The organism is Mesorhizobium sp. f-mel (assembly GCF_053850215.1).
In genome coordinates this window covers 22,531-47,436 of record NZ_JBSPTO010000036.1, presented here as the reverse complement: position 1 = coordinate 47,436, position 24,906 = coordinate 22,531, and the positions used below count along the sequence as shown (strand labels likewise).

Below are 24,906 nucleotides of genomic sequence, written 5' to 3'. Positions count from 1 at the left end.
CTCTCAAGGCAGGAAATGGCAGTCGCTCCTTCGCTCAACTGCCTCTCCAAAGAATCCTTTCTCGGCCCAAACTCAACCCCAATATCGCCATATGCGATTCCCCTGCCCTCAAGGGGGAGGGTGGCCCGCAGGGCCGGGAGGGGCTCCTCGGCGACGCACTCCGTCTTTTCAGTCAAAGGTCGAGGCAGTTGAGGTTACCCCACCCGTCCATCCGCCTTCGGCGGCTGTCCACCCTCCCCTCAAGGGGGAGGGGAACGCCCCGCCAGGAACCCCGCCAATGACCGACGCCCCGACCGTTCTTTCCCCCACCGCCGAAGCCCCGGTCGAAGGCCTGCCGTCGGGTTTCGGCGAAGGCATCGCCGGCAAGGCCGCCTTTCTCATCGCCATCGCCTTTTCTATCTTCCAGATCTACATCGCCGCCTATGGCAGCCTTCCGAGCCAGGTGGTGCGCGCCATGCATGTCGGCTTCTTGCTGTTGCTCGGCTTTGCCCTGATCGCCAATCTGCGCGCCACAAGCACACCGGCGAAAGCAGCGTTCTGGACGCTCGGCGTGCTCGGCTTTGCCACCGGCCTCTACAATTGGGTGTTCTATACCGACCTCATCCGCCGCTCCGGCTTCCTCACCACGCCGGACCTGATCATCGGCACGGTGCTGGTCGTGCTGGTTTTCGAGGCGGCGCGGCGGCTGATGGGGCTGCCGCTTGCCCTGATCGCTCTGATCTTTCTCGCCTACGCTTTCTTCGGCAATCACCTGCCGCCGCCCTTCATCCATCGCGGCTATGATTTCGCCCAGCTCATCGACACCTTCGCCTTTGGCACCGAAGGCATATACGGCACGCCGGTCTACGTCTCGGCCGCCTATATCTTCATCTTCGTCGTCTTCGCTGCCTTTCTCGAACGCGCCGGCATGATCGCACTGTTCAACGATTTCGCCCTTGGCCTGGTCGGCTCGTGGCGCGGCGGCCCGGCCCAGGTCTGCGTTCTGTCCTCGGCGTTGATGGGCACCATTTCCGGCTCTGGCGTCGCCAATGTGGTGGCCTCCGGCCAGTTCACCATCCCGCTGATGAAGCGCTTCGGCTTCCGATCGGCTTTCGCCGGCGCCGTCGAGGCAACCTCGTCAATGGGCGGCCAGATCATGCCGCCGGTGATGGGCGCGGTCGCCTTCATCATGGCCGAGACGCTGAACATTCCCTATGCCGAGGTGGTCAAGGCGGCGATCATCCCGGCGCTGCTCTATTTCGGCGCCTGCTTCTGGCAGGTGTACCTGGAAGCCGGCAAGGCCGGCCTACAGGGCATGGCCAAGGCGGACCTGCCCAATCCGTGGGACGCGGTGAGAAGACATTGGCCGCTGGTGCTGCCGCTGGCCGCGCTTATCTATCTGCTGTTTGCCGGCTATACGCCGATCTTCGCCGGCACCATGGGTCTGGCGCTGACCATCGTGCTCATCCTCGGCACGCCGCTGGCGGCGTTGATCGGGCCGCTTGCCTTCCGCATCGTCTTCTGGCTGGCGTTGGGACTTGCCGCCGCCTCTTTCCTGAAATTCGGCGTCAATATCCTCAGTCTTGTGATCGCCGGGCTAATTGTCGCCTGCGTCACCTTCAAGGGCGGTCGCGAGACGCTGCAGATATGCGTAGATTCGCTTGCCGAGGGAGCAAAGAACGCGTTGCCGGTCGGCATCGCCTGCGCCATCGTCGGCGTCGTCATCGGCACTTTGACGCTCACCGGCATCGCCTCGACTTTCATCGGCTGGATCATCTCCATCGGCGAGAACAATCTGTTCCTGTCACTGGTGCTGACCATGCTGACCTGCCTGGTGCTCGGCATGGGCATACCGACGATCCCCAACTACATCATCACCTCGTCGCTGGCCGGACCGGCATTGCTGTCGCTCGGCGTGCCGCTGGTGGTCAGCCATATGTTCGTCTTCTATTTCGGCATCATGGCCGACCTCACACCGCCGGTGGCGCTGGCCGCCTTCGCCGCCGCGCCCATGGCCAAGGAGAGCGGCCTCAAGATCGGCATCCAGGCCACCAAGCTTGCCGTCGCCGGCTTCGTCGTGCCGTTCATGGCGGTCTACACCCCGGCGCTGATGTTGCAGGACCCCGGCCCGATCGCCGCCCAGTTCGGCTATCCCGTCGAGGTCGCCTATGTCGTCGCCAAGGCTTGCGTGGGCATTGCCCTGTGGGGCGCAGCCGCCGTCGGGTTCCTCGCCCGGCGCATGGCCTGGTGGGAACGTCTCGTCGCCTTCGCCGCCGGCGTGCTGCTGGTTGCGGCGCTGCCAGTCACCGACGAAGCCGGCTGGGCGCTCTCTGTCGCCTGGATCGGCTGGCATTGCTGGCGTGCGCGGCAGGCCACCGGCACCGCATGAGCCTCTGTATTCTCGCCGCCGGCAAGACGGTGACGCTCACTGTGGCTGCGTTCACGCTCGCCTGGACGCATTCGGTGGAAAAGACGCGTTGGCAGGAAGACTGGAAAGTGATGCCTTCCGGCTTGCAGATCGCCGAGGCGCGGATCAAGGGCTCAGGTGCCGGCATGGAGCCGCCGGAAGGCTCGGTGCTGCGGGACGGTTGGTGGGCCTATAAACCCAAGATGGCGCCGCAGCGGCGCCTTGTGCTCGCGGCCTCTGGCGCGACGGGTGAAGGCTGGACGCTGTGCACGATTCAGGACTGCCGCGAACTCGCCAGGGCGGCAGGCGACGCGATCTTGCTGGAGCCTTGCGAAGGTTCGAGCCAGCCGCGATAACGGATCATTCCGGCAAAGGGGGGTGCCGATCCGCCCGCGGTATCGTGCAGGATAGAACCCTTGCAGTGGCCGACCTAGCCAATCAGCCGCCCTTTCAACTCGGCGGACGGGATCTCGCAGCTCTCTTTCCTGCCGAACAGCGTGTAACGATCTTCGCAACGCGATCGTAGAGCCAGTCGCGAAGCGGGCGCGGCAGCAGGAGTAAAGATCTCGCCGCCCGCCACGGCCAGCCCAGTTCCGCCATCACGGCAATGAAACTGTCCAGCCGCGTGAAGGCGGCACCGTCGATGAGGGCCAGATTGGTCTCGTAGCTGTCCGTCCGCAGCCCGTATTTTCGGAACAGCGCTTCGCCGAGCGGCGACTGCGCCGTGGCGAAACGGAAGCGGCTTTTGCGGTCGAGCCTGACCACCATGCGCACAAAGCCAGAGCACAGCACGCAGACGCTGTCGAACACGATCAGAGGCTGGCTTGCATCGAAGGCTGGCTTTTCGGGAGGATGGTCTGGCTGGGCGGTCACGCGAGTCCCGGCTGCTTGGTGTCAAACGACACTAAGCTTGCCGGCGGCGAGATCAAAGCCCCTGAATCTCAAAGCTCTAGAATCTCAGAACCTCGGCGTTGTCGCACGCCGCCTGTCGGCGAGCCCAGGACGTTCCGCGCGATAGGTCGTCGCACGGTGATCTGCGGCCGGCCTGCAGATCCGGCTGTCGTGACGGCCTTCCATGGTCGTCATCAGTGCGCGCTGATGCCGAGCGTGTGGCCGCGGCGTGCGCAAGCGGGGCCGGGGCCGCGCATGTAATAGCGCTCCGGCCGGTAGGTCGGCGCGACGAATTCGCGGATGGCGGCAGCGTAGCCGATGAGGTGCGTCAAGAAGTTCATTGTCCCTGTCCCTGTCCCGATTTCGGATGTCCCTTCCGAATTGCGGGGATCATAGCGTCGAGGCGTGAATAGTCGGTGAACACGATGTTAATCTTTGGTCAAAAAGGCCTTGGTTCGTGGCTGGAATGCGGCTGATTCGGGGTCTTTCCATGCAGTTCGTCGGCATTCCGGCTAGTGTGACTTTTGCATCACATATGTTTCGTTTGGATGTCGCTGCGGCGCGCTTGTGTTTCAACTTTGGCCGGCGCCACGAAATTTCCGTGCGTGCTCGGGGAAAGCCAGGAACCCGTCCGATAGCCGCACGTTGACCCTAAAAGCCGGGACCAACCCGGCCCAGCAGGCAGCGGCTTCCGTGCGGAACCGCCGCCAGGACCCCGCACCACAAGAACAATGGAAAGGCAAAGCCATGGGTTTCTTTTCGAAAGACATCAAGACGCTGGACGACCTCTTCGTCCACACGCTTCGCGACATCTATTACGCCGAAAAACAGATCGAGAAGTCGCTGCCGAAGATGATCGACAAGGCGACCGATCCGCAGCTGAAAGCCGGCCTGGAGAAGCACCTCGGCCAGACCAAAGGCCATATCGAGCGGGTCGAGAAGGTGTTCGAACTGCATGGCGTGAAGGCCAAGACGGTCAACTGTCCGGCTATCGACGGCATTCTCGAGGAAGCCGATGAAGTCAGCGGCGACATCGACGACAAGGACGTTCTCGACGCCGCCCTGATCGCATCCGCGCAAGCGGTCGAGCACTACGAGATAACCCGTTACGGCACCCTGATCGCCTGGGCCAAGCAGCTTGGCCGCACCGACTGTGCCAATGTCCTGGCCAACAACATCAAGGAAGAGCAGGCGACCGACCGCAAGCTTACCGAGATTGCGGAAGCCAAGGTCAACCTTCAGGCCGCGGAATAGCACTCGCGATCGAGGCAAGGCCGGACAACGCGGCTTTGCCTCACTTTCCGTACCTGGACGTCGACCGTATAATGCGCCACGCCTCGTTCCAGATTGCGCGAGGACAAACCGGCGGAGGAAGTCGTGCAGGAAAAGCCGAAGGCACCCGCAGGCAAGGCCGACACCAAGGCAAAGCCTGCCGGGGGCAAGGGCGAGAGCTCTGTCAAATCCGCCGGGAGGGCAAAAACCGTCGTAAAACTTTCTCATCCCGACAAGCTTCTGTGGCCGCAAGAGAAGGTCTCTAAGCAGGGTCTGCTCGATCATTACGCTTTGGTCTGGCCGCGCATGCAACAATACGTCGTCAATCGGCCGCTCAGCCTTGTACGGGCGCCGGACGGCGTCGGCGGCCAACGCTTCTTCCAAAAGCATGCGTCCGCAGGCATGCACGAAAAAATCGCCAGGATGAAGGATCCGATGGACGGCGAGGAGATATTGTTCATCCGCGATTTCGATGGTGTCGCTGCCTTAGTCCAGCTCGGCGTGGTCGAGATCCATATCTGGGGCTGCACCATCGACGAACTGGACAAGCCGGACCAGATCATCTTCGATCTCGATCCCGACGAAGGCGTCGACGTGAAAGCGGTGCGCGCGGCGGCGCTCCAAATCCGGGGCCAGCTCGATGAGCTGTCATTGCCGCATTTCGTCAAGACCTCCGGCGGCAAGGGCTATCATGTCGTCGTGCCGCTGAAACCGTCGGCGGATTGGGATGAGGTGAAGGACTTCGCTCACGATTTCGCCAGCGCCCTCGAGCAGGCCGCCCCTGATCGGTATACAGCGACGCTGTCGAAGAAGGCGCGCACCGGCAAGATCTTCGTCGACTATCTGCGCAATGGCCGGGGCTCGACCACGGTGGCACCCTATTCGTCGCGGGCCAAGAAAGGCGCTACGGTCTCGATGCCGGCGACCTGGGCGGAGATCGAGGCCGGGTTGGCGCCGAACGCCTTTCCGGTCGGCGACAAGACGACGCTGAAGCAGTTGGCGAAAGCCGATCCCTGGACGGATTTTTTCAAGCAGGGCAAGCCGCTCAAGGGCGGCTGATCATCTTTCAGCCGAGAAAAACCGTCTCGAAGGCCTGCTTGCCCATCGGCGAAAAGATCACCGCGCGGCTGTCCTTTTCGCGCCGCGCCCATTTTTCCAAAAGGATCTTGTCGAGAATGGCCGCGCCCAGCGTGCCGGCTAGATGCGAGCGCCGCACGCTCCAGTCGAGGCAGGCCCGGCACACGGGTCGCCGCGCCTTGCTCTCGACATCGATGCCGATCTCGGCGAAATGCGCGGCGGCTGACGGCCCAAGCCTGATCTCCTTATCGTCGCGGATGAGGACTTTTTTGCCGACAAGACGATCCAGCATCGCCACTGCCTGTTCTCCGGCGAGGTGGTCGTAGCAAACCCGCGCCGCGCGCATGGCCGCATCACGCGGACCCGGCCGCACCCGTTGCGGCCCGACCGCAGCGGCGACACCGGTGATCGCCTCGATCATGCCCGCCACCTGCGGCCCGGCGAGGCCGTAGTAGCGATGCCGCCCCTGGCTTGCCAGCGTCAGCAGCCCGCCCTCCATCAGTTTCGACAGATGCGAGCTGGCAGTCGGCAGCGAAACGCCGGCCTCGAGCGCCAGTTCGCTCGCCGTCAGTGCCGTGCCGCCCATCAGCGCGGTCAGCATGTTTGCTCGCGCCGGATCGCCGACCAGGCTGGCGATGCGGGCTATATCTGGTCCTTCACGCATAGTTCGTTCCTTATCGAAGCATTGTCGTCAGATAACCACTATCCTCGGCTGAGATCAAGGAGACAACGATGACCGCAAGAACCGTTCCCCACACCGTGCTTGTCAGGCGCTTCGGCCGTCGGCCGTTTCCGTTCATTATCTTGCGCAGGTTGCATCTGCGGCTCCTGGCGCGGTGGTACGACCGCCATCTGCAGCGCCTCGACCTCGCCGAGATTGACGAGCACCTTTTGCGCGATGTTGGCCTGACGCCAGAAGACGTTCGCCGCGAATGCGCGAAGTGCTTCTGGCAAGCGTGACCACCAGAGAAATTGCCTAGCACATCGGTCCGCCGAACGTTTCGACCCCACTCGAACTGTCGCTACAACAAACAAATCCAGCAAGGAGACAAAAGATGACCATCACCTGCTTCATCCGTTACGAGATCGACCCGTTCGGCAAGGCGGCATTCGAGGAATATGCCCGCAACTGGGGCGAGGCCATCCCGCGCTGCGGCGCCGATCTGATCGGCTATTTTGCGCCGCATGAGGGCTCGGCCACCACCGCCTACGCCGCTTACAATATCGACAGCCTGGCGGCTTACGAAGCCTACCGCATCAGGCTCGCCGCCGATCCGGTCGGCCGGGCGAATTACCAATTCGCCCGGCGTGAAAGATTCATCCTGAAGGAGGATCGGACGTTTCTGAAACTCGCGTCCGGGCCGCACGCACCGAAGCATGATCCCCAGAAGTTGCAGACTTTTCAGACCGAGATCATGCCTGAAGGAAAGGTGAAACTATGATCGCCGTCATCTTCGAAGTCGAGCCGGCAGCGGGCAAGCGCGACGCCTATCTCGGCCTCGCAGCCGACCTGCGTCCGCTGCTCGACGGCATAGACGGGTTTCTCACCATCGAGCGCTTTCAGAGCCTCACCGACCCGAACCGCATCCTGTCGCTGTCGTTCTGGCGCGACGAGGAGGCGGTCAAGGCCTGGCGCAACACGGAGGAACATAGGCAGGCGCAGAAGGCCGGCCGTGGCGGCATCTTTGCCGGCTATCGTCTGCGCATCGCCCATGTCGTGCGCGACTACGGCCTGACCGAACGCGCCGAGGCGCCTGAGGACAGCCGGGCGGTGAATGGGTAGCGCTCTCTAGGCATTCCCGATCAGCACTCCAGCCGCAAACACCAGCGCGCCGCCCAGCACCACCTGGAAGGCGGCGCGCCAGAATGGCGTCTGCATGTAACGGTTCTGCACAAAGGCGATCGCCCACAGCTCGAAGAACACCACCACGACCGCGAGAATTGTCGCGGTCCAGAAATACGGAATGAGGTAGGGCAAGGCGTGACCGAGACCGCCCAGCGCCGTCATGACGCCTGTGGTGATGCCGCGTTTAACCGGCGAGCCGCGCCCCGACAGCCGTCCGTCGTCGGAGGCGACCTCGGTGAAGCCCATCGAGATGCCGGCGCCGATCGAGGCGGCAAGCCCGACCAGGAAGGTCTGGAACGTGTCGTGCGTGGCGAAGGCGGCGGCGAAGATCGGCGCCAGCGTCGACACCGATCCGTCCATCAGCCCGGCCAGTCCCGGCTGTACATAGGTCAGGATGAACTGGCGCTGCTCGGCCGCGGCTTCCTCATCCTTCACCGCACCCGGCACATGCTTTTTCTCCAGCCGCTGCGCCAACGTCTCGTGGCCCTGTTCGGCGACCGCCAGATCGTCGAGCAGCTTTCGCGTCGAGGCATCGCTGGTGCGTTTCGCCGCCTCGACATAAAACAGATAGGCTTGCCGCTCCATCGTTTCAGCCTGTTGGCGCACATGCTCGATGCCCAGCGGCCTGACCAGCCAGTCGGGCCTGCGCTCGTAATAGCCCTTCACATGCTCGCGCCGGATCAGCGGAATGCGTTCGCCGAAACGTTCGCGGTGAAGCTCGATTAGCGAGTCGCGATGGCCGTCCTCTTCCTCGGCCATCTCCTCGAACACTTTGGCCGAATGCGGAAAGCTACCCGCCAGCCCGTCGGCATAGGCGCGGTAGATGCGCCCGTCATCCTCCTCGGAAGAGATGGCGAGCGCCAGGATCTCTTGCTCCGAGAGCGACTCGAAAGGACGGCGGCCAAAACCGAAAACACGAGAAAGCATGAGAAATTCACCCCAGTTTAGAATAATTCTAAACTAGGGTTTGGTGCGCTCTTGGTCAATCGCGCCCGTCGGCCGGACGTTCAAAATTAGCGACTCCGGGATTCTTCCGCCACCTCTTCTTCATTGGCGAATGTTCACCTATATAGCCGAACTTAAGCCAAGAGAAAGGAAACCGTAAATGCCGGCAAAATTGCCCACCCATGCATTTGACCCGAAACCCGTTCTCGACCTCATCGCCAGCATCGAGGGGGACCTGCAGCGCCTTAAAGGCTTGGTCGAGCAGCAGGTCCAAAAATTCGATCCGGCCAATCCGCACAACAAAGCGCCCGACGGCAAGCTGACAGAGGAGGGCGTCGAGTGCTGCTACCGCATGTTCGACGAGGGCAAATCGCGCTATTCGGTTGCCCAGCAGATGAAGATCTCCTTCGCCGCCGCCACCCATCGCTTTAACACTTGGCGCAAGATGGGCGGCGCCAAACGGAAAAGGACGCTTTTGGGGTGAGAACCCGGTTCGTCGCAGGCGAATTGAAAAGGTCCAGGGGACCTTTCAAAGGATTCGAACCCAGGGAGCTGCCGCCGGCAGCGGCCTCCGGCTGAGGCAATCAGCTACCAGACCGGGGCAATTGACAGCCATTCGTCAATTGAAGAACGCCCGAAGCCAGAGCGGAGGGCCGGAGCGGCCAGTTCGCCGCAGGCCCGGGCCCCATGGCGGTCGCCATATTTTGGAGCCTCCCAAGCAGTCCATGCAGGCGCGACGGCGTGGTGGCGCTGGTGATGCGCGGGCTGACTCGACGCGTTATCGGTTCAGACCTCGAGTTCGAGCGGCGAGGCTTTGAGGGATTTGAGCTTCAGCCTGCCGGGGTTGTGCTGTTTGGCCTCGGCGAGGAGAGCCTCGACCGCCTTCATATGAGCGATGTTCTTGCCGAGCTCGGTGGAGCGCGTGCCCTTCTTCGCAATGTAGGCGGCCTGCTGCTTGTCGAGATAGTGGGTGCTGCAGTTGAGCCATATGGTGAAGGGCTGGCCGGCTTCCGCGTTCGGGGAGAGCTTGTCGGCAACGCCCAGCCGGGAATCGAGCAGCACCTCGAGGACACGCAGGTCGGGGTTTTTGTCCTTGCCGTTGGCGCAGATCAGGTAGTGATCGGCGGTGATGCGCCTGGCGAAGGCGCGGTGCAGATTGTGCTCGGAACCGTGGTGCTGGAGCTTCAGCACGTCGACATGCAGCCCGGCGCCATCGGCGAGGCGGCCGTGATGGGTGAGGCCGGCGAGGATATCGTCGGCATGGCCATCGCCGGTCATGATGACGCGGGTGACACCGCCGCTAGCCTTCGGCTCCTCGAGCAGCAGCATGAGCGAGGCGAGGTTGGGCTCGGTGACGTCCTTGCGGTGGCCCAGTTCGTCGTCGATGGACACGCCGAAGCCGGGCGGGATCGGACCGTCGTTTTCTTCCAGCCACTCCTCGAGGTCCTGCAGCGAGCCCGCCTTCTTAGGGTTGTTGAGCCAGTTCTTCCAGTATTTGCGGAGGACTTCGAGATCCTTTTCGAACGGGCCGATGACGCGGATGGCGAGGGAGCTGTTGGCCGCGAGGCTGATCACCTCGTGGCCGCGGACCATGGCGAGGAGCTTGCCGAACTCGCCATTAAGAGGGATGTTCAACTGGTCGGCGGCGATGCGGCGGGACACCTTGATCGCCTCGGGGATCGAGTTGGCGATGCTGCGGAAGGCGTCGGCGAGCCGAAGCAGTGACGGGTTGGCCGAACTGGACAGCGTGTTAGCGCGGGCGGCGAGGACAGTGCCGATCGCCTCGGACTCATCCACCATGAGCTTGAAGGCGTTGTGCCAGATACGCTTGACCTTGGGCGGTCTCCTGAACGGTGGCTTGCCGGAGGACTGGCCGTTGGCGTGCTTGTGGTCGAAAACGCGCCATTGCACTGTGTCCTCGAGCAGCTGCAGCACGCCGGCGATGTGATCCTGATCGACGTGCGAGACATAGACGAGGTCTAGTTGCTTGCCGGTGTCCTCGGCCCATTTGCCGAGATAGCCGCGCACCTCGGAGGCATAGGAGCCGGGCATACCGCCATCGGCGAGGATGGTGACGGCACCGGCCTCGATCAGCAGGCAATCGCCCTTGTCGGAGGGGAGCAGGGTGATTTTCATTATGCGGCCTCGGGCGGCGGGCGCCGGGTTGCAGGCCTGGCGGCACGGCGACTGGCAGGACGGCCCGGCGGGGCCGCGGCGGTGACGGTGGGAGCGGTAGCCGGCGGCGTGGTTTTCTTCAGCTCGGTACGGGTAAGCGCGTGGGAGGCTTCGGCGACGCAGGCGGCAGGAGAGATGACACCGAAGCCGAGGTCGTTCGTCCACTGATAGGTGGCGCCGGGGAGGGGCCGGGCGGTGGCCTTAATGATGCCGAGGATCTGGGCAGCGGTGAGCGTCGGCTCGGCCGCCAGCATCAGGCCGATGACGCCGGCCACATAGGGGCTCGCCATGCTGGTGCCGGTCATTTCGATCCACGGGTCATCCGGACCGCCGAAGCCGTTGGCCGCGACGATGCCGGTGCCGGGCGCAGTGATGTCGGGCTTCAGCCGGCCGTCACGGGTCGGACCCTGGCTCGAGGTGATGTGAGCGCGGCGCTTCAGTTCATCGAGATTGGCGACGGAGACGATGCGTTGGCCGCAGGCGAGGGCGCTGACCGAGGAGGTGTCGACATGCGAGGCCTCGGTGAAGAACGACGGCCAGAAGTAGCTGCCGTCGCCCAAGTCGGCCGGGTCGTCGCGCTCGATCCAAGCGTGGAAGGCGCCGTCGCGGATGACGAGGCCGTGCAGCCGGACCTGCCAGACGCCGGCGGGGATGCCGATGATCAGGTTGCTGCCGAAGAACGGCGTCAGGTAAGTGGCGATGTAGTTGGCGCCGTTGGTCGGGTGAAACTCACCGGGCTGGATCGGGCCAATCCAGTCGCCATCAGGCGGGCGGATGCTGATGGCGAGGCGATCCTGCGGCTCGTACCAGATCTCGAGCTCGTTCTCCGATGCATCCTTGATCTTGTCGCCGACGACCTGCCACTCGAGGATGTGGTCGAGGCCCTGGGCATCGATTTTGCCGCTCGCATGAATGCGGCCCATCATGTAGCCGAGATCGTCCGGAGCCTCGGGTCGTTCCTGGCCGGCGTTGCCGGCGGCAATGCAGATCGAACGGCCGGGCTCCGATAGCAACGCGTCGATCCAGCGGTCGAGGATGCTTGAACCGTCATGGGCGTGGCCGTTGGTCCCGAGGCTGATGTTGATCGAGATGGGGCGCTCACCGGCGAGATCGAGCAGGTAGTAGACGGCGTCGAGCAGGCAGGTGGAATCGTAGAACGAGGTGCGCCGGTCGATTTCGTCTTCCGGCCGCGCGATCAGCACCGCGGCGATTTCAGCTGCGCTGCAGAGACCGCTATTGCCGGCGGCGATGGAGGCGACATGGGTGCCGTGCGAGCCCACGACCATCTGCGATTGCGGCTCGAGATCGTGCGGCGAGACTGAATCTTGGCGGCATCCGTCACTGCGGTTTGCATGTCGGCGGCGGAGATCACCCGACCGCGCTTGAGGCCCTTGCGATTGCGGCCGACCTTGGCACCCTGATCCCAGATGCTGACAAACCGCGATTTGCCGCCGACGAGGAAATCGGTATGGGCCCAGTCGAAGCCTTCGACATCGATGATGCCGATCAGCATGCCCTTGCCGTCGCCGAGTTGGGTCGGAGTGACGCCTGGGACCCGGCGGGCTGGAGCGGTGCCGCCGGCGCTGCCCTTGATCGGACGCGGCAGCTTCAGGGCATCGGCCGGTTCGATAAAGATGGTGCCGGCGTCGCGCGCGAGATCGTACACTTCATCGAGGGTCATGCGGCGGGTCGCCATCCCGCGCAAGGTCTGCTGGCCAGCCACCGGTGGCAGTGAATCGCTGGAGCGGACGAAAACGCTGACCTCGACGGCCGCCCGCTGCGCCTGCACGTCGACCCCGTGCTTCTTGGCGGTGCCGCTGACCGGGGCGTCCTCGGGTGCGATAGCGGTAGCGAGCGGTGGAGTGGAGGCCGCAAACTCCTCGCTGGTCACGCGCAGCGCCGGCTGCACTTCAGATTTCGCGGAACTGACGTCCGCGTCACAATTTGCGAACATCCGCAATTTCGGATGCTGGTTCCGCAGCACAACGTTCTGCCAACTGTCACTCATCGCATCCGCCCTGTCGAATATTTCGAGGACGACAGACTCTTCTGAGGCGGAGGATGTCAGTTAATATTGTCACAAGCAACAGAGTGGCGTGTATTTGTCGTTGTAGTTGCAGATCGCGTACAGAACAGCGGGTTACTGGTAGGCGCAGATCAATAACATCCATCATGAACCACCGGTGATGTTCATAATGACGCCGCTGACTGCGCGTGCGCGATTGGGGGTTGGCGAAGGCGGCGGCCTTGGCGAGTTCGGCGTGCGGCCGGGTAGGCACTGGACCCGGGCCTCTTGACGCGCTTCAACCACATTGCGCGCCAAGCACTTCTTGCCCCGCCACAAAACCATGTGCGCCGCCACGATGTTGTCAGAGTGGCCGGCTGCCGATGGGCACGCCCCTTTACTGCCCAAAGGCGAATTGTAACGGTCACATTTTTGCAGTGGTGCGCGGCCTGGTTTTCCGTGCACCATGGGCGATCTCATTCTGCAGGACCTCCCCATGACCACCCCTCCCGGCATCGCCGATATCCGCGCCGCAGCATTGCGATTGTCCGGCTTGATAGTCGAAACGCCGCTGATCGAATCGCCGGAGCTGAACAAGCGCTTCGGTGCCAGGATCCTGTTCAAGCCGGAGACGCTGCAGCGCACCGGCTCTTTCAAGTTCCGCGGCGCCTATAATAAACTGTCGTCGCTGAGCGACGAGGAGCGCAGCCGTGGCGTCGTGGCCTTTTCGTCGGGCAATCACGCGCAAGGCGTCGCCGCGTCGGCGGCGATGTTCGGCGTCAAGGCGGTCATCGCCATGCCCACCGATGCGCCGGCGATGAAGGTCGGCAATGTCAGGAAAATGGGTGCGGAAGTGGTGCCGTTCGATCGTTTCCGCGATGACCGCATGACGGTGGTTCGCCCGTACGTGGAAAGGGGCATGATCCTGGTCCCGCCATTCGACGATCCCGCCATCATCGCCGGCCAGGGCACGATCGGCCTCGAACTGATGGCGCAGGCGAAAGCGCTCGGCGTGAGCCTCGACGCCATTGTCATTCCCTGCGGCGGCGGCGGCCTGAGCAGCGGCATCTCGATTGCGGTCAAGGACGCATCGCCGGCCACCGCCATCTGGGCGGTGGAGCCCGAGCATTTCGACGACACCTGTCGCTCACTGGCCAAAGGTGCCCGGGTTTCGATCGAACCCGGCCACACTTCGATCTGCGACGCGCTCCTCACCACCGAGCCGGGCGCGATCACCTTCGAGATCAACCGCAGGAATCTCGCCGGCGGCATTGCCGTTTCCGACAGTGCCGCGGCACAGGCGATGCGCGACGCCATGGCCCATCTCAAGCTGGTGGTCGAGCCCGGCGGCAGCGTCGGGCTGGCCGCGCTGTCATCGGGCGAGATCGAGCTATCAGGCAAATGCATCGCCGTGGTGCTGTCCGGCGGCAATGTCGATTTCGGCACCTACGCTGAGATCATGGCGGCGGCATAGGGTGGCAAGCGGTTCCGGCTTCGCTCCGATGCCAAGCGTCATAGCGCTCCTGCGCGTCCAGTCGAACCATTCAAGGACTGACATGCAATGAAGCTGTACTTCAGCCGCAATCCCAATCCCCGCCTCGCGGTCGCGGTAGCGCGCTATCTCAACGCGAAGGTCGAGTTTGAATTCGCCTCCCCCTTCGCTCCGGGGCAGGCTGAGCAATTTCGGCCGCTGAATCCAAATCTTTCATTGCCCATACTTGTGGGCTCGGGAAAGAGCCTCTGGGAGGCCGATGCCATAGCCTGCCGGCTTTCACGCGACGCGCATTCGGATCTCTGGCGCACCGGCGACGATGAACCCGAGATGATCCGATGGCTCAGTTGGGGTAAGGAGAACTTCGCGAGAGCTTGCGACGTCGTGCATTTCGAACGCGGGACCAAACAGCGGTTTGGGCTCGGCCCGATTGATCAGCACCGGGTTGAAGAGGGGCTGAGAGACTTCCGCACGGCCGCTGCAACACTTGAGGCCGAGCTTTCCGAGCGAGAATGGCTGGTCGAAAATTCGGTTTCCTATGCCGACTTTCGAATGGCGACGTTTCTGCCCTTTAACGATGTCGCCAGATTGCCGCTCGACGATTATCCTTTTGTCAGCCGCTGGTATCGTCAGTTTGAAGGAATCGACGCCTGGCACAATCCTTTCCAAGGACTGGACGCGCCTGAATTGCCGCCGGTCCCGGGTTAGGCCAGACCCGCATAAATCTCGACCCGAATGATCATGCATCCAAGTGAGCTGAGCTGCTGTTCGCGTTGGAACTCCGCACTCCACCCATCTCGGCCATTTGCGTAGGCTGCTTGAGCTGGACTAGTCCAGCGTGCGGCGGAACCGCACCAGCGCCACGCCGGCAAACAGCGCCACGAACACGACGAGCCAGCCGATTTCGGTTGCGACCGCCGGCAGGTCGGCGCCTTTCAGCATCACCGCGCGGATGATGCGAAGGAAATGCGTCAGCGGCAGAATCTCGCCGAAGATCTGCGCCCAGCCAGGCATGCCGCGATAGGGGAACATGAAGCCCGACAACAGGATCGACGGCAGGAAGAAGAAGAAGGTGAGCTGGAGTGCCTGCATCTGCGTGCGCGCCATCGTCGAGATGGTGTAGCCGAGCAGCACCAGCGCCAGCACGAAGACCAGAACCGCCGATAGCAGCAGTGACAACGACCCGGTGAAGGGAACGCCAAACAGCAGCTTGGCCGCCGCCAGCACCACCACCACTTGAACGGCGCCGACCACCAGATAGGGCAGCACCTTGCCCAGCATGATCTCGAGCGGGCTGGAGGGCATCGCCAGAAGATTCTCCATCGTGCCGCGCTCGGTCTCGCGTGTCAGCGCGATCGAGGTCATCATCACCATCGTCATCTGCAGGATGACGCCGAGCAGGCCGGGCACGATGTTGTATTGCGAAATGCCTTCCGGATTGTAGCGTCGGTGGACAACGACCTCGAGCTGGCCTCGGGCGGTCTCGGCGGCCGTTTCCTGCATGCCGCGCGCCCGGAGCAGCGCCTGGTTGGCCACGGTGCCGAGCGTCGAGATGGCGCCGCTGGCGACTGCCGGGTCGGTCGCATCAGCCTCGATCAGGATTTGCGGCTGGTCGCCGCGCTCGACTCGCCGGGCAAAATCGGCGGGAATGGTGACGACGAAGGCGACGTCGCCACGCGCCATCAGGAATTCGGCCTCGGCGGCACTTTGCACGACATGGTCGAACCTGTAATAGCCGGTGGTCTGCAGCGCCGAGACCATGGCCCGCGTGTAGGGATCGCTGCTCATCGCCACCAAGGCTGCCGGCAGGCTCTTCGGATCGTTGTTGATGGCATAGCCAAACAGCACGAGCTGCATCAGCGGCACGCCCAGCATCATGGCGAAGGTGATGCGGTCGCGCCGCATCTGGATGAACTCCTTGATCAGCAGCGCGCCGAGCCTGGCGAGGGAAAAGACGCTGTTTATCCGGTTTCTCATCCCATATTGTCCTTCGAGCCGGACATGAACTGGATGAACACATCCTCCAGGCTGGTCTCGCCTGGCGTCACAGTCACGCCCTTGTGCTCTTTCTCGACATCGGCGAGAGCTGCCTTAAGCGCCTTCCTGTCGGAGCCGACGACATGCAGCGTCGCGCCGAACGGCGCTACCTGGTCGACGCCGGGGCGATCGCTGAGTGCGGCAGCAAGCTGGTCAAGCCGCTGGCCGTGCACGACGAAGGTCGTCAGGCCGGCATTCCTGACCACCTCGTCGACCGTGCCGGTGGCCAGCACCCTGCCGTAGGAGATGTAGCTGATGCGGTGGCAGCGCTCGGCCTCGTCCATGTAATGCGTGGAGACCAGAACGGTCAGTCCGCCGCTGGCCAGCCCATGGATCTCGTCCCAGAATTCGCGCCGCGCCTTCGGGTCGACGCCCGCCGTCGGCTCATCGAGCAACAGCAATCTGGGCTTGTGCATGATGCATGCGGCCAGTGCCAGCCGCTGCTTCCAGCCACCGGACAGCGTACCGGCCAACTGGTCCTTGCGCGAGGTGAGGCCAAGATCTTCCAGCGTCCTGCTGACATGCTCGTTAAGCGGCTTCAACCCATAGAGCCGCGCCACGAATTCAAGGTTCTCGGCAATGGTCAGATCCTCGTAGAACGAGAATTTCTGCGTCATATAGCCGACTTCACGCTTGATCCTCAGACTGTCGCTGCGGATGTCGAAGCCGAGCACCGTGCCTTCGCCCTCGTCCGGCGTCAGCAGGCCGCACATGATGCGGATGGTCGTCGTCTTGCCCGAGCCGTTCGGGCCGAGGAAGCCGACGATCTCGCCTTCGGCCACCGTCATCGTCACATGGTCTACGACGGTCTTGTCACCAAAACGCTTGACCAGGCCATGGACATCGATGGCGTTCATTTGCCGACATCCGCCAGATCGACATCGACGATCTGCCCCGGTTGCAGCGCGCTGGAGTCGCCCTCCGGCCGCGCCTCGACCAGATAGACCAGCTTCTGCCGGGTCTCGAGCGAGTAGATCACCGGCGGCGTGAATTCCGGGTCCGGCGACACATAGCTGATGCGCGCCTTCACGTCCGGCCCGCAGCCGTCGCAATGAACATTTAGCAGCGTGCCGACTTTCACCGACGAGAACGCACTTTCCGGCACATAGACGCTGAGCTTCACAGCGCCGTCCGGCAGCATCGAAATGACCGGCGCGGTCGGGCCGGCCGTGTCGCCCGGATTGCGGATCACATCGTTGACGCGGCCGGGCGACGGCGCCGCCAGTACGCGCTTCGACAGCCGCCAGCGCGCTTGCTCCAGCGTCGATTGCGCTTGGCTGACCTGATTCTCGGCCGCCTTGATCGTTTCGGGCCGTGCCGGCAGGCCGCCGACGGCGAGATTGGCTTCCGCCTGGCCGACCTGCGCATTGGCTGTCTCCAGCGTGGCCGAGGCGGTGTCAAAATCGGCCTGCGTGCCGGTGCCGCGTTTGAACAGGTCGCTGGCGCGGGTGTATCTGCGTTTGGCGTCGGCGGCCTGCGCCTTGGCCATGTCGACCTGCGCCTTGAGCACCTCAATCTCTTCCGGCCGCTTGCCGACCTGCAGGTCGGCAAGTTGCGCCTGCGCCTGGGCAAGGGCCGCCTCGGCTTGCGCGACGGCTATTCTTGCATCGGCGCTTTCCAGCGTCACCACCGGCGTGCCCGGCACGACGCGGTCGCCGCGCTTGACCGAAATCGTCTCCACCTGCGCCACCTCGATCGGCGCGAGCAGCACATAGTCGCCCTCGACATAGCCGACGGCGAGTGGTGCCGCTGGTGCGCAGGCGCTGAAAAGCAGAGCGGCGAGCGGTAAAGAGCAGAGGAAACTCATGACCTACGATCCTTCCGGGCGGCCAATATGGCCCCAAGGTTGTCCGTCACCGTCGCCGCAATCTTGACAGCCTCGGCGTTGCCGATCGCGCGCCAGCCCATGCGGCGCATCACCGCCTCGCGACCGATGCGGAAATAGACGACTTGGCCGATCAGCGTGAACACGGTGAGTCGGGTAGCCTCGCTTTCGGCCGGCTCGCCCGTCGCCTGCTCCCAGACCAGGCAGAGCCGGCGATGCGTCGGCTCGAACACGCCGTCGTAGATGCGGTCGAGTGCAGCCGTCGGATGCGAAAGTTCACGCAGGACGAACTGCACGATCTCACCGGCCTCCGGCCTAGCCACGACGAAGGCCACCATCCGCTCCAATGCGGTGAACAATTGTGCCCGCGCCGCTTCGGGGTCGCCCGCCTCTGAATCGCTCGGCGCCCGCAGATTGCCGATCGCCTGGCCGGCAATGGTCTGGATGGTGTCGACGATATAATCGGCCGCTGCCGCGCGAAGCCCTTCCTTGCCGCCGAAATGATAGGCGATCGAGCCGATATTGGCCTTGGCTTCAGCCGCGATCTCTCGCGTCGAGGTACCGTCGAAGCCTTGTCGTCCGAACAGCTTCAGCGCCGCGCGGACAAGTGCCGCGCGCGTCATGTCGGCGGGAGACGTCTCGCGACGTGGAATTTTGGCGTTCGTTAGCTTGGCCATGATCAGCAATTTAATCAATCGAATGATTAAAGTCAACCCTAAGCCGCCTCCACCTTGCCATCTCCAGCCGCAGGCGCTTTAGTGCGAAGCCATGGTCAAGGAAATCGAGCGCAAGTTCCTGGTCTCTGGCAATGAGTGGCGGGATCTGGTCGAAGCGGACATCCGCATTCGCCAGTTCTATCTCGCCGCCACACCGGACCGCTCGGTGCGCGTGCGCGTCAGCAACGGCGCCTCGGCAAAGCTGACGCTCAAATTCGGCAGCAAGGTCCGCGAACGCGACGAATTCGAATATCCGATCCCTCTGGCGGAGGCGGAAGAGATGCAGGCCTTCGCGATCGGACATGTCATCGAGAAGACACGCCACCATGTTAGGCATCGCGGCCATCTCTATGAAGTCGATGTCTTCGGCGGGATGCTTGCGGGGCTGGTGGTTGCCGAGCTCAAGACGCCCGAGGACGTGCCGGACGAAATGCTGCCAGACTGGCTCGGCCGCGAAGTTACCGGCGAGCAGAGGTTCTATAACGCGTCGCTCGCCCTCGGGGGGATTCCGGAGATCGCCGCATGAGTTATCGCATCGATCCGCGCCTGCCGTTGACCGGCGAGGTCAGGCGCATCCTCGCCGAGGAGATCGGCAAGGCGCTGGTCCACCTGGACGCGGCGCATGACAGGCCGGAGCAGGCGCTGCACAAATGCCGCAAGCGGCTGAAGAACGCGCGTGCCTTGCTGCGCCTGGTCCGTTCCGGCGACGAAACGTTCTGCCTGACCGAGAACCAATGCTACCGACAGGTGGCAGCCCTGCTTGCCGGTCCGCGCGAGGCGACCGCGCTGGTTGAAACCATCGACCGGCTGGCAGCAAGCTTTCCCGAACAGAGCGCCGGCGGCGGTCTCGATGCGGTGCGCGAGACGCTCGTCGCGCGTCAGCACGAATTGCATGGCGGTGTCGGCCTCGACGCTGCAATGACTGCCGCGATTGCCGCTTGCGAGGAGGGCATCAGCCGGATCGATATGCTGGCCTTGCCCGACCAGCCCGAACAGGCCGCCGATGTGCTTGCCGAAGGCGCCCGCATCACTCTGCGTCGCGCCAGAAAGGCGCTGGACAAGGCAAGCTCCCGCGGCGGGGCCGACGATTTCCACGATCTGCGCAAGGCAGCAAAGACCCACGGCATGCATCTGTCGTTGCTCGGAAGGCTGTGGCCGATGCCGATCAAGGCCCGGCGCAAGGCGGTCGACGAACTCGGCGAAAGACTGGGCGAACTGCATGATGTGTTCGTCCTGCGTACGCTTCTCGATGCCGACGACCGGCCGCTCGGCTCTCCTCAAGAAACGTGGCTCTTGAGCAAGCTGTTGAAGCGCTCGGAGAAAAGCCTGAAAAAGACCTGTCTCGCCGCGGCAGCCGATCTGTTCGGCGACAGCCCCAGGCGCTCGACAAGGAAACTCGCGCACAAGGCGCGCGACGATCTGGCCGCTGCGTCGCAGGAGGACGCTGCCGCGCCCGGCGGCTGATTGGCGCTATTGCATTTAGCGAATAGCCTCTCACCCGAATTGCCAACCGAATTGCGAAGGGCAATTCGGGACAGTCGGACCGACCTGCCGCCCTTTTTCCGCATCGTCAAGCCGACGCTGGAATACGGGTTCGACCACTGGGCCGTGACGTGGGGCGGCAAGGCCGCCGAATAGCGGGGTTTTGCCTGGCCGCGGCGCCGGCTTAAAGACGCCCGCTCGATGCCTGATTGCTTAAGTGGTGCGTACGACGCGACGGCTTCCCTCCCACAGCGTCCCCCGGGGAGACCGGGTGGATTTCAGTTTTGGGATGGCGCCGCCTTACTCCAGCTCATGCGGCTTTTCGATCGGAGCGCCGGTGCCCCACAAGGCGCGCGCGAGCAAGTTCCGTCTGCCCTTGCGCGAAACAAGGTCGATGTCGCTGACAAGAATCGCGCCGCCCTCGCGCCGCTCCAGGGTGATCTTGCGGCTGTGGTAGGCTTCCAGCTCGGCGCGGTGCGCCACGCTGATGATGGTGACATCAGGCAATTCGTGGATCACCGTCTCCATCATCTTGTCCTGGCTCTTCTCGTCGAGCGCCGACGTCGCTTCGTCCAGCACGATAATATCGGGACTGTGCAAGAGCAGACGTGCGAAGGCGAGCCGCTGCTTTTCGCCGCCCGACAAGATCTGGTCCCAGGGCGCGTCTTCCTCGATCTTGCCCTTCAGATAATCGAGGCCCACCTTGTCGAGGGCGACGTTGATCTCGGCAATCGTCCAGTTGTTGGCGGGGGCGGGATAGGCGACCGCGCGGCGAAGCGTCCCTATCGGGACATAGGGGCGCTGCGGCAACATGAACAGCCGGCTGTCGGCATGGAAATCGACGCTGCCGCCGCCCCACGGCCACAGGCCCGCGACGGCCCGCACCAGCGTGCTCTTGCCTGTGCCGGATTCGCCTGAAACCAGCACCCGCTCGCCCGGCTCGATCTCGACCTCGGTCTCCTTGACCACGCCGGTGCCGTCGTCGAGCGACACGGAGAGATTGTTCAGGCTGAGCATCGCACCGTCTTCGGTTTCGCCGTGCTGGATGCGGCCCAGGGTGTCGCTCTGTTCCGCGCGCTCGAGCCCGTCGAGCGACATCATCAGCGAGGCTATGCGCCGCGCGGAGGCGTTCCAACCGGCAAGACGGGGGTAGTTGTCGACCAGCCATCCGAACGCGCCCTGCACGATGGCGAAGGCGGAGGCAGCCTGCATGACCTGCCCGAGGGTCATGCTGCCTTCGAGAAATTTTGGCGCGCAAAGCAAGATCGGCACGACCGGCGCAAACAGGCTCGATCCCTGCGACACCAGCGCCGTGCGCATGTGCTGGCCTGTAAGCAGCGCCCATTGCCCGAGCACATAGGCGAACGTTTTGTCGATGCCGCTGCGCTCCTCCTCCTCGCCCCCGAGCAATGCGATGCTCTCGCCGTTTTCCCGCACGCGCGTTAGCGTGTAGCGGAACTCGGCTTCCGCCTGATTTTTCTCCTCGGAGAGATGGACGAAATGGCGGCCAATGACCACCATCGAGGTGGAGGTGATGGCGGCATAGATCACCGCGGTGACGACGAGAAAGCCGGGAATGGTGACGCTCGAACCTCCGATCGGCAGGGTCAGCGCGCCGCCGATCGTCCACAGCACCACGATGAAGGTCGAGGCCGACAGAAACGCGTTGAGGACACCGGCGATGAAATCGACGGGCGATTCGGTAGCAATCCGCAGATCCTCCGAGATGCGGGCTTCGGGGTTCGTGTGGTCGCCGGCGACGAGGTTCAGCTGATAATACCGGCCGTTGGCGAGCCAGCGCGCGATGACTGATGTGGTGAGCCACGAACGCCAGCGGCGCTGGATCGTCATGCGAAGATAGACCTGTGCGACGACAAGGCTTCCGCTTCCGAGTACGAGCGGCACGAACACGGCGCTCAGGAAATAAATGGTGCGGGCGTTGCGTTGCTCGATGGCGTCGAAAATCGCGCGATTCCAGACATTGATCCCATACTGGAAACCGACATTGACGCATATCAGGATCAACAGCCCGATCGTGAGCGGCCAGGCGAAACTGTCGCCGCGCCGGCTCCAGTAACCGCGCGCGCTGATCCAGAAACGCCTTAGCAGATATTTCTTGCGCGCCCGCTCGGCCTCTTCGGGGGTCAGCTGTGGATCGGGTTCGACGGCTTCCGGCGGCGGCGCGGCTTCGCCGACGACCTCGGACGCGGCTTCGGCAGTCGATGCCTTCTCTTCGCTCGATTTCTCCTGACGCGGTGTCTGGGCATCGCGCGATCTGGCGCCGTCGACCGATCTCGGTTTGGATTTCGCCTCGGACATACGGTCGACAACGGCCCAAAAATCAAAAGGTTTCATGATGCCCGCTCGATCCAGCAGCCAGCAGCGCCAAGGCTCTCCCGGTGTTCCAATACTCGCACAGTCGCGCCTATGGTCGTTCTCGAATGACAGCCTTTGACCTGTCGAGTGTCGGCCATGGATCAAAGTGACATTCAGCAATGGGATAGCTTGTGCCAACAGGTGGCCACCGGCCGGCAAATCCTGGTTGCTAATCCGTCTCTGATTTGCCCTTCAGTTGCGCCCGCGCATCCCTGATCGAGGCGGCGTATGTCACCAGCGGCCGCTTGACGCCGTGGTTGATCAGCATGCGACGTGTCTGCGGCGAAGCGCCTGATATGATGAAGCGCACGCCGGCGCGCCTGGCCTTGTGCGCGGCGCCCTCGATGACATTGGCCGCCGTCGAATCGAAGAACGGCACCGCCGAGCAGTCGAGGATGAAGTTCCGGCGCTGGTCGGCGATGCGGTCGAGCACCGCACCGACAGTCGAGGCGGCGCCGAAGAAGAAGGCGCCCGAAATCCTGTAAACGACGGTGTCGGCATCGCTAGCCTCGCTGGCATCGTAGGCGCTGGCCTGGTCGGCGACATCCTCCTGCACAAGTGACGGATCGGCCTCGACGGCGATGCTCTTGGCCATGCGGTCGATGAACAGGATCGAGCCCAGGGCGAAACCGACGACGATGCCTTCGGTGAGGTCACGGAAGATGACGATCAGGAAGGTCGCCAGCAGCACCAGCGCGTCGCCACGCGAAGCCCGCAGCAATGTGAGGAAGGCCTGCTTTTCGAACATGTTCCAGCACACCACTGCCAACACGCCGGCCAGTGCCGCCAGCGGGATGTAGCTGGCCAGCGGTGCCGCCACCAGTATCAGAGAAAGCAGGATGGCCGAGTGGATCATGCCCGAAACCGGTCCATGCGCGCCTGCCCGCACATTGGTCGCCGTGCGGGCGATGGTGCCGGTGGTGCAGATGCCGCCGAACAGGGCGGACGCTATGTTGGCAAAGCCCTGCGCCACGAGTTCGCAATTGGAGCGGTGCCGCCTTCCTGTCATGCCGTCGGCGACAACGGCCGACAACAGCGATTCGATCGCGCCGAGCAGCGCAAAGGCTATGGCGTCCGGCAGGACGTCGATCACCCTGGCGAAGCTGATTGGCGGAAAGGCCGGCATTTGCAGGCTGCGCGGGATGCCGCCGAAGCGCGTGCCGATCGTTTCGGCAGGCAGGGAAAACAGCGCTACGACAAGCGAAGCCAGACCTATGGCGATCAGCATGGCTGGCCATTTCGGCCGCCACCGCTTCACCAGGGCAATGGCGAGGATGGTCAGTACGGCCACGAAGGTGGCGGCGAGATTGATCGTGCCGGCCGCCTCGCCGATCGCCATCAGCTTCGGCACCAGCGGTCCAGGTTCCTTGCCGGCGAGCTTCAGCCCGAACAGCTCGACGATCTGGCCGGAGAAGATGATGATCGCGATGCCGGCGGTGAAGCCGACGGTCACCGGATAGGGAATGAACTTGATGTAGGTGCCAAGCCTGAGATAGCCGATGGCGAGCAGGAAGACGCCGGCCATCATCGTCGCCAGCAGCAACCCGTCAACACCGACCCGCGCCACCGTTGCCGCCACCAGCACGATGAAGGCGCCGGCCGGCCCGCCGATCTGGAAGCGGCTGCCGCCGAGCGCCGAGATGAGGAAGCCGCCGATGATGGAGGTGTAGAGCCCGCGCTCCGGCGTCACGCCCGATGCGATCGCGATCGCCATCGACAGCGGCAGCGCCACGATGGCCACGGTCAGCCCAGCGATGGCATCGGCCCTGAAATGCTCTGATGTGTAACCCTCGCGCAGCACCGTCACCAGCTTCGGCGTGAACAATTCCGAGAATGTCGGCCGCGCCGGTTGATGAATTGTCCGCCGGATTTGATCCATGGACTGCCTTCCTCTCCTGATGCATGTCGCCCAAAAGTGCACAGCGGTTTTGGGACAACGACATGCATAAAAACCAAGGAGGCGGCGGAATCGTCGGCAGGACTGTCGGCGGTCGCCGTCGCGACTTTGCGGGCTCAGCCTGGCAGGTTCTTCGGCACGATCGGCTTGAGGCGCACGCCCCTGCCGCCGCGCTCGCTGGCCTGGTTCTCGCCGATCAGTTCCACGCCGGCCTCATCGAGAGCCTGGATGACCTTCATCAGCGTGTCGACCACCCCCCTGACGACGCCGTCGCTCGCTTCCATACGCTGAATGGTGGGAAGCGAAACCCCGGCGCGCTCGGCGAGCGTCTTCTGATCGATGCCGGCCAGCGCCCTCGCGGCGCGCATCTGCGCGGCAGTGATCATCGGCTAAACCCCGTTTGAGTCTGCAGGTCCATGTATAATACCATCATTGTGACGGTTCAAGCATCATGACGCACATGTCGCACATGCACACCAGACCG

General features: G+C 63.5%; 24 protein-coding genes and 2 pseudogenes. 13 read left to right on the top strand and 13 right to left on the bottom strand.

Translation table 11 applies throughout. From position 1 onward, the window contains the following. Positions 1 to 277 precede the first annotated feature (277 nt). Together ACWUKX_RS27990 and ACWUKX_RS27985 are read left to right on the top strand one after the other, a co-directional pair. On the top strand, positions 278 to 2,368 hold the full coding sequence (locus tag ACWUKX_RS27990) for a TRAP transporter permease (RefSeq protein ID WP_456009913.1): 2,091 nt from the start codon (positions 278 to 280) through the stop codon (positions 2,366 to 2,368). Beyond that, positions 2,365 to 2,742 (top strand): DUF1850 domain-containing protein, encoded by a 378-nt coding sequence (locus ACWUKX_RS27985; RefSeq protein WP_456009912.1) that lies wholly within the window; start codon positions 2,365 to 2,367, stop codon positions 2,740 to 2,742. The genes ACWUKX_RS27990 and ACWUKX_RS27985 overlap by 4 nt, the downstream gene beginning before the upstream one ends. Before the next feature lie 94 nt (positions 2,743 to 2,836). On the opposite strand, the gene ACWUKX_RS27980 is transcribed toward ACWUKX_RS27985, so the two are convergent. Further along, the gene (locus tag ACWUKX_RS27980; RefSeq protein WP_456009911.1) at positions 2,837 to 3,259 is read right to left on the bottom strand and encodes a thiol-disulfide oxidoreductase DCC family protein; all 423 of its coding nucleotides are present in this window, start codon (positions 3,257 to 3,259) and stop codon (positions 2,837 to 2,839) included. 212 nt (positions 3,260 to 3,471) lie between these two features. Then, positions 3,472 to 3,618 carry a hypothetical protein gene (locus ACWUKX_RS27975; RefSeq protein WP_023801394.1) on the bottom strand — a complete coding sequence of 49 codons (147 nt, stop codon included), beginning with the start codon at positions 3,616 to 3,618 and terminating at the stop codon, positions 3,472 to 3,474. Positions 3,619 to 4,024: 406 nt separating this feature from the next. Between ACWUKX_RS27975 and ACWUKX_RS27970 the strand changes: the two genes are divergently transcribed. Together ACWUKX_RS27970 and ligD are read left to right on the top strand one after the other, a co-directional pair. Beyond that, positions 4,025 to 4,531 carry a YciE/YciF ferroxidase family protein gene (locus tag ACWUKX_RS27970; protein WP_027154740.1) on the top strand — a complete coding sequence of 169 codons (507 nt, stop codon included), beginning with the start codon at positions 4,025 to 4,027 and terminating at the stop codon, positions 4,529 to 4,531. 59 nt (positions 4,532 to 4,590) lie between these two features. Next, a pseudogene (ligD, locus tag ACWUKX_RS27965) lies at positions 4,591 to 5,608 on the top strand (DNA ligase D); the annotation flags it as partial. A 7-nt stretch (positions 5,609 to 5,615) separates the two neighbouring features. On the opposite strand, the gene ACWUKX_RS27960 reads toward ligD, so the two are convergent. After that, entirely contained in the window at positions 5,616 to 6,290 is a 675-nt protein-coding gene (locus ACWUKX_RS27960) for an ArsR/SmtB family transcription factor (protein ID WP_095517651.1), read from the bottom strand. Between the two features lie 68 nt (positions 6,291 to 6,358). On the opposite strand from ACWUKX_RS27960, the gene ACWUKX_RS27955 reads away from it, so the two are divergent. The 3 genes from ACWUKX_RS27955 to ACWUKX_RS27945 all read left to right on the top strand — a co-directional run bounded on the left by ACWUKX_RS27955 (position 6,359) and on the right by ACWUKX_RS27945 (position 7,409). After that, positions 6,359 to 6,586 carry a DUF1127 domain-containing protein gene (locus ACWUKX_RS27955; protein WP_127208062.1) on the top strand — a complete coding sequence of 76 codons (228 nt, stop codon included), beginning with the start codon at positions 6,359 to 6,361 and terminating at the stop codon, positions 6,584 to 6,586. Between the two features lie 95 nt (positions 6,587 to 6,681). After that, positions 6,682 to 7,068, top strand: coding sequence for an NIPSNAP family protein (locus tag ACWUKX_RS27950; RefSeq protein ID WP_456009910.1), 387 nt, complete (start codon positions 6,682 to 6,684; stop codon positions 7,066 to 7,068). Further along, complete coding sequence (locus tag ACWUKX_RS27945) at positions 7,065 to 7,409, top strand: antibiotic biosynthesis monooxygenase family protein (protein WP_292313350.1); 345 nt, start codon at positions 7,065 to 7,067, stop codon at positions 7,407 to 7,409. Before ACWUKX_RS27950 ends, ACWUKX_RS27945 begins: the two co-directional genes overlap by 4 nt. 6 nt (positions 7,410 to 7,415) lie before the next feature. On the opposite strand, the gene mbfA is transcribed toward ACWUKX_RS27945, so the two are convergent. Next, the gene (gene mbfA, locus ACWUKX_RS27940) at positions 7,416 to 8,399 is read right to left on the bottom strand and encodes an iron exporter MbfA (RefSeq protein WP_456009909.1); all 984 of its coding nucleotides are present in this window, start codon (positions 8,397 to 8,399) and stop codon (positions 7,416 to 7,418) included. A 178-nt stretch (positions 8,400 to 8,577) separates the two neighbouring features. On the opposite strand from mbfA, the gene ACWUKX_RS27935 reads away from it, so the two are divergent. Next, positions 8,578 to 8,901, top strand: coding sequence for a hypothetical protein (locus ACWUKX_RS27935; RefSeq protein ID WP_456009908.1), 324 nt, complete (start codon positions 8,578 to 8,580; stop codon positions 8,899 to 8,901). Positions 8,902 to 9,203: 302 nt separating this feature from the next. Here ACWUKX_RS27935 and ACWUKX_RS27930 read toward each other — a convergent pair whose 3' ends face one another. Together ACWUKX_RS27930 and ACWUKX_RS27925 are read right to left on the bottom strand one after the other, a co-directional pair. Continuing rightward, entirely contained in the window at positions 9,204 to 10,553 is a 1,350-nt protein-coding gene (locus ACWUKX_RS27930) for an MBL fold metallo-hydrolase (protein ID WP_456009907.1), read from the bottom strand. Beyond that, positions 10,553 to 12,019 (bottom strand): S8 family serine peptidase, encoded by a 1,467-nt coding sequence (locus ACWUKX_RS27925; protein WP_456009916.1) that lies wholly within the window; start codon positions 12,017 to 12,019, stop codon positions 10,553 to 10,555. The genes ACWUKX_RS27930 and ACWUKX_RS27925 overlap by 1 nt, the downstream gene beginning before the upstream one ends. Before the next feature lie 1,074 nt (positions 12,020 to 13,093). Between ACWUKX_RS27925 and ACWUKX_RS27920 the strand changes: the two genes are divergently transcribed. Both ACWUKX_RS27920 and ACWUKX_RS27915 read left to right on the top strand, forming a co-directional pair. Continuing rightward, positions 13,094 to 14,071: a threonine/serine dehydratase gene (locus ACWUKX_RS27920; protein WP_456009905.1), complete on the top strand. Its 978-nt coding sequence runs from the start codon at positions 13,094 to 13,096 to the stop codon at positions 14,069 to 14,071. Positions 14,072 to 14,158: 87 nt separating this feature from the next. Next, on the top strand, positions 14,159 to 14,797 hold the full coding sequence (locus ACWUKX_RS27915) for a glutathione S-transferase family protein (RefSeq protein WP_456009904.1): 639 nt from the start codon (positions 14,159 to 14,161) through the stop codon (positions 14,795 to 14,797). Between the two features lie 120 nt (positions 14,798 to 14,917). On the opposite strand, the gene ACWUKX_RS27910 is transcribed toward ACWUKX_RS27915, so the two are convergent. Genes ACWUKX_RS27910 through ACWUKX_RS27895 form a run of 4 tightly spaced genes read right to left on the bottom strand, consistent with a single transcriptional unit; the run spans position 14,918 to position 18,628 of the window. Then, positions 14,918 to 16,054 carry an ABC transporter permease gene (locus tag ACWUKX_RS27910; protein ID WP_456009915.1) on the bottom strand — a complete coding sequence of 379 codons (1,137 nt, stop codon included), beginning with the start codon at positions 16,052 to 16,054 and terminating at the stop codon, positions 14,918 to 14,920. An 8-nt stretch (positions 16,055 to 16,062) separates the two neighbouring features. After that, entirely contained in the window at positions 16,063 to 16,983 is a 921-nt protein-coding gene (locus tag ACWUKX_RS27905) for an ATP-binding cassette domain-containing protein (RefSeq protein ID WP_456009903.1), read from the bottom strand. Next, the gene (locus ACWUKX_RS27900) at positions 16,980 to 17,933 is read right to left on the bottom strand and encodes an HlyD family secretion protein (RefSeq protein ID WP_456009902.1); all 954 of its coding nucleotides are present in this window, start codon (positions 17,931 to 17,933) and stop codon (positions 16,980 to 16,982) included. Before ACWUKX_RS27900 ends, ACWUKX_RS27905 begins: the two co-directional genes overlap by 4 nt. Beyond that, entirely contained in the window at positions 17,930 to 18,628 is a 699-nt protein-coding gene (locus ACWUKX_RS27895; RefSeq protein WP_287337514.1) for a CerR family C-terminal domain-containing protein, read from the bottom strand. Before ACWUKX_RS27895 ends, ACWUKX_RS27900 begins: the two co-directional genes overlap by 4 nt. Before the next feature lie 91 nt (positions 18,629 to 18,719). On the opposite strand from ACWUKX_RS27895, the gene ACWUKX_RS27890 reads away from it, so the two are divergent. The 3 genes and pseudogenes from ACWUKX_RS27890 to ACWUKX_RS27880 all read left to right on the top strand — a co-directional run. After that, complete coding sequence (locus ACWUKX_RS27890; protein WP_456009901.1) at positions 18,720 to 19,193, top strand: CYTH domain-containing protein; 474 nt, start codon at positions 18,720 to 18,722, stop codon at positions 19,191 to 19,193. Further along, positions 19,190 to 20,131, top strand: coding sequence for a CHAD domain-containing protein (locus ACWUKX_RS27885; protein ID WP_456009900.1), 942 nt, complete (start codon positions 19,190 to 19,192; stop codon positions 20,129 to 20,131). Before ACWUKX_RS27890 ends, ACWUKX_RS27885 begins: the two co-directional genes overlap by 4 nt. An 81-nt stretch (positions 20,132 to 20,212) precedes the next feature. After that, a pseudogene (locus ACWUKX_RS27880) lies at positions 20,213 to 20,305 on the top strand (lipo-like protein); the annotation flags it as partial. Between the two features lie 144 nt (positions 20,306 to 20,449). Here the strand turns inward: ACWUKX_RS27880 and ACWUKX_RS27875 are convergent. The 3 genes from ACWUKX_RS27875 to ACWUKX_RS27865 form a co-directional block, all read right to left on the bottom strand. Continuing rightward, positions 20,450 to 22,468, bottom strand: a complete 2,019-nt coding sequence (locus tag ACWUKX_RS27875; protein WP_456009914.1) for an ABC transporter ATP-binding protein/permease — start codon at positions 22,466 to 22,468, stop codon at positions 20,450 to 20,452. Positions 22,469 to 22,694: 226 nt separating this feature from the next. Further along, positions 22,695 to 24,404: a SulP family inorganic anion transporter gene (locus tag ACWUKX_RS27870; protein WP_456009899.1), complete on the bottom strand. Its 1,710-nt coding sequence runs from the start codon at positions 24,402 to 24,404 to the stop codon at positions 22,695 to 22,697. Positions 24,405 to 24,538: 134 nt separating this feature from the next. Continuing rightward, the gene (locus ACWUKX_RS27865; protein ID WP_456009898.1) at positions 24,539 to 24,808 is read right to left on the bottom strand and encodes a helix-turn-helix domain-containing protein; all 270 of its coding nucleotides are present in this window, start codon (positions 24,806 to 24,808) and stop codon (positions 24,539 to 24,541) included. Positions 24,809 to 24,906: the final 98 nt, after the last annotated feature.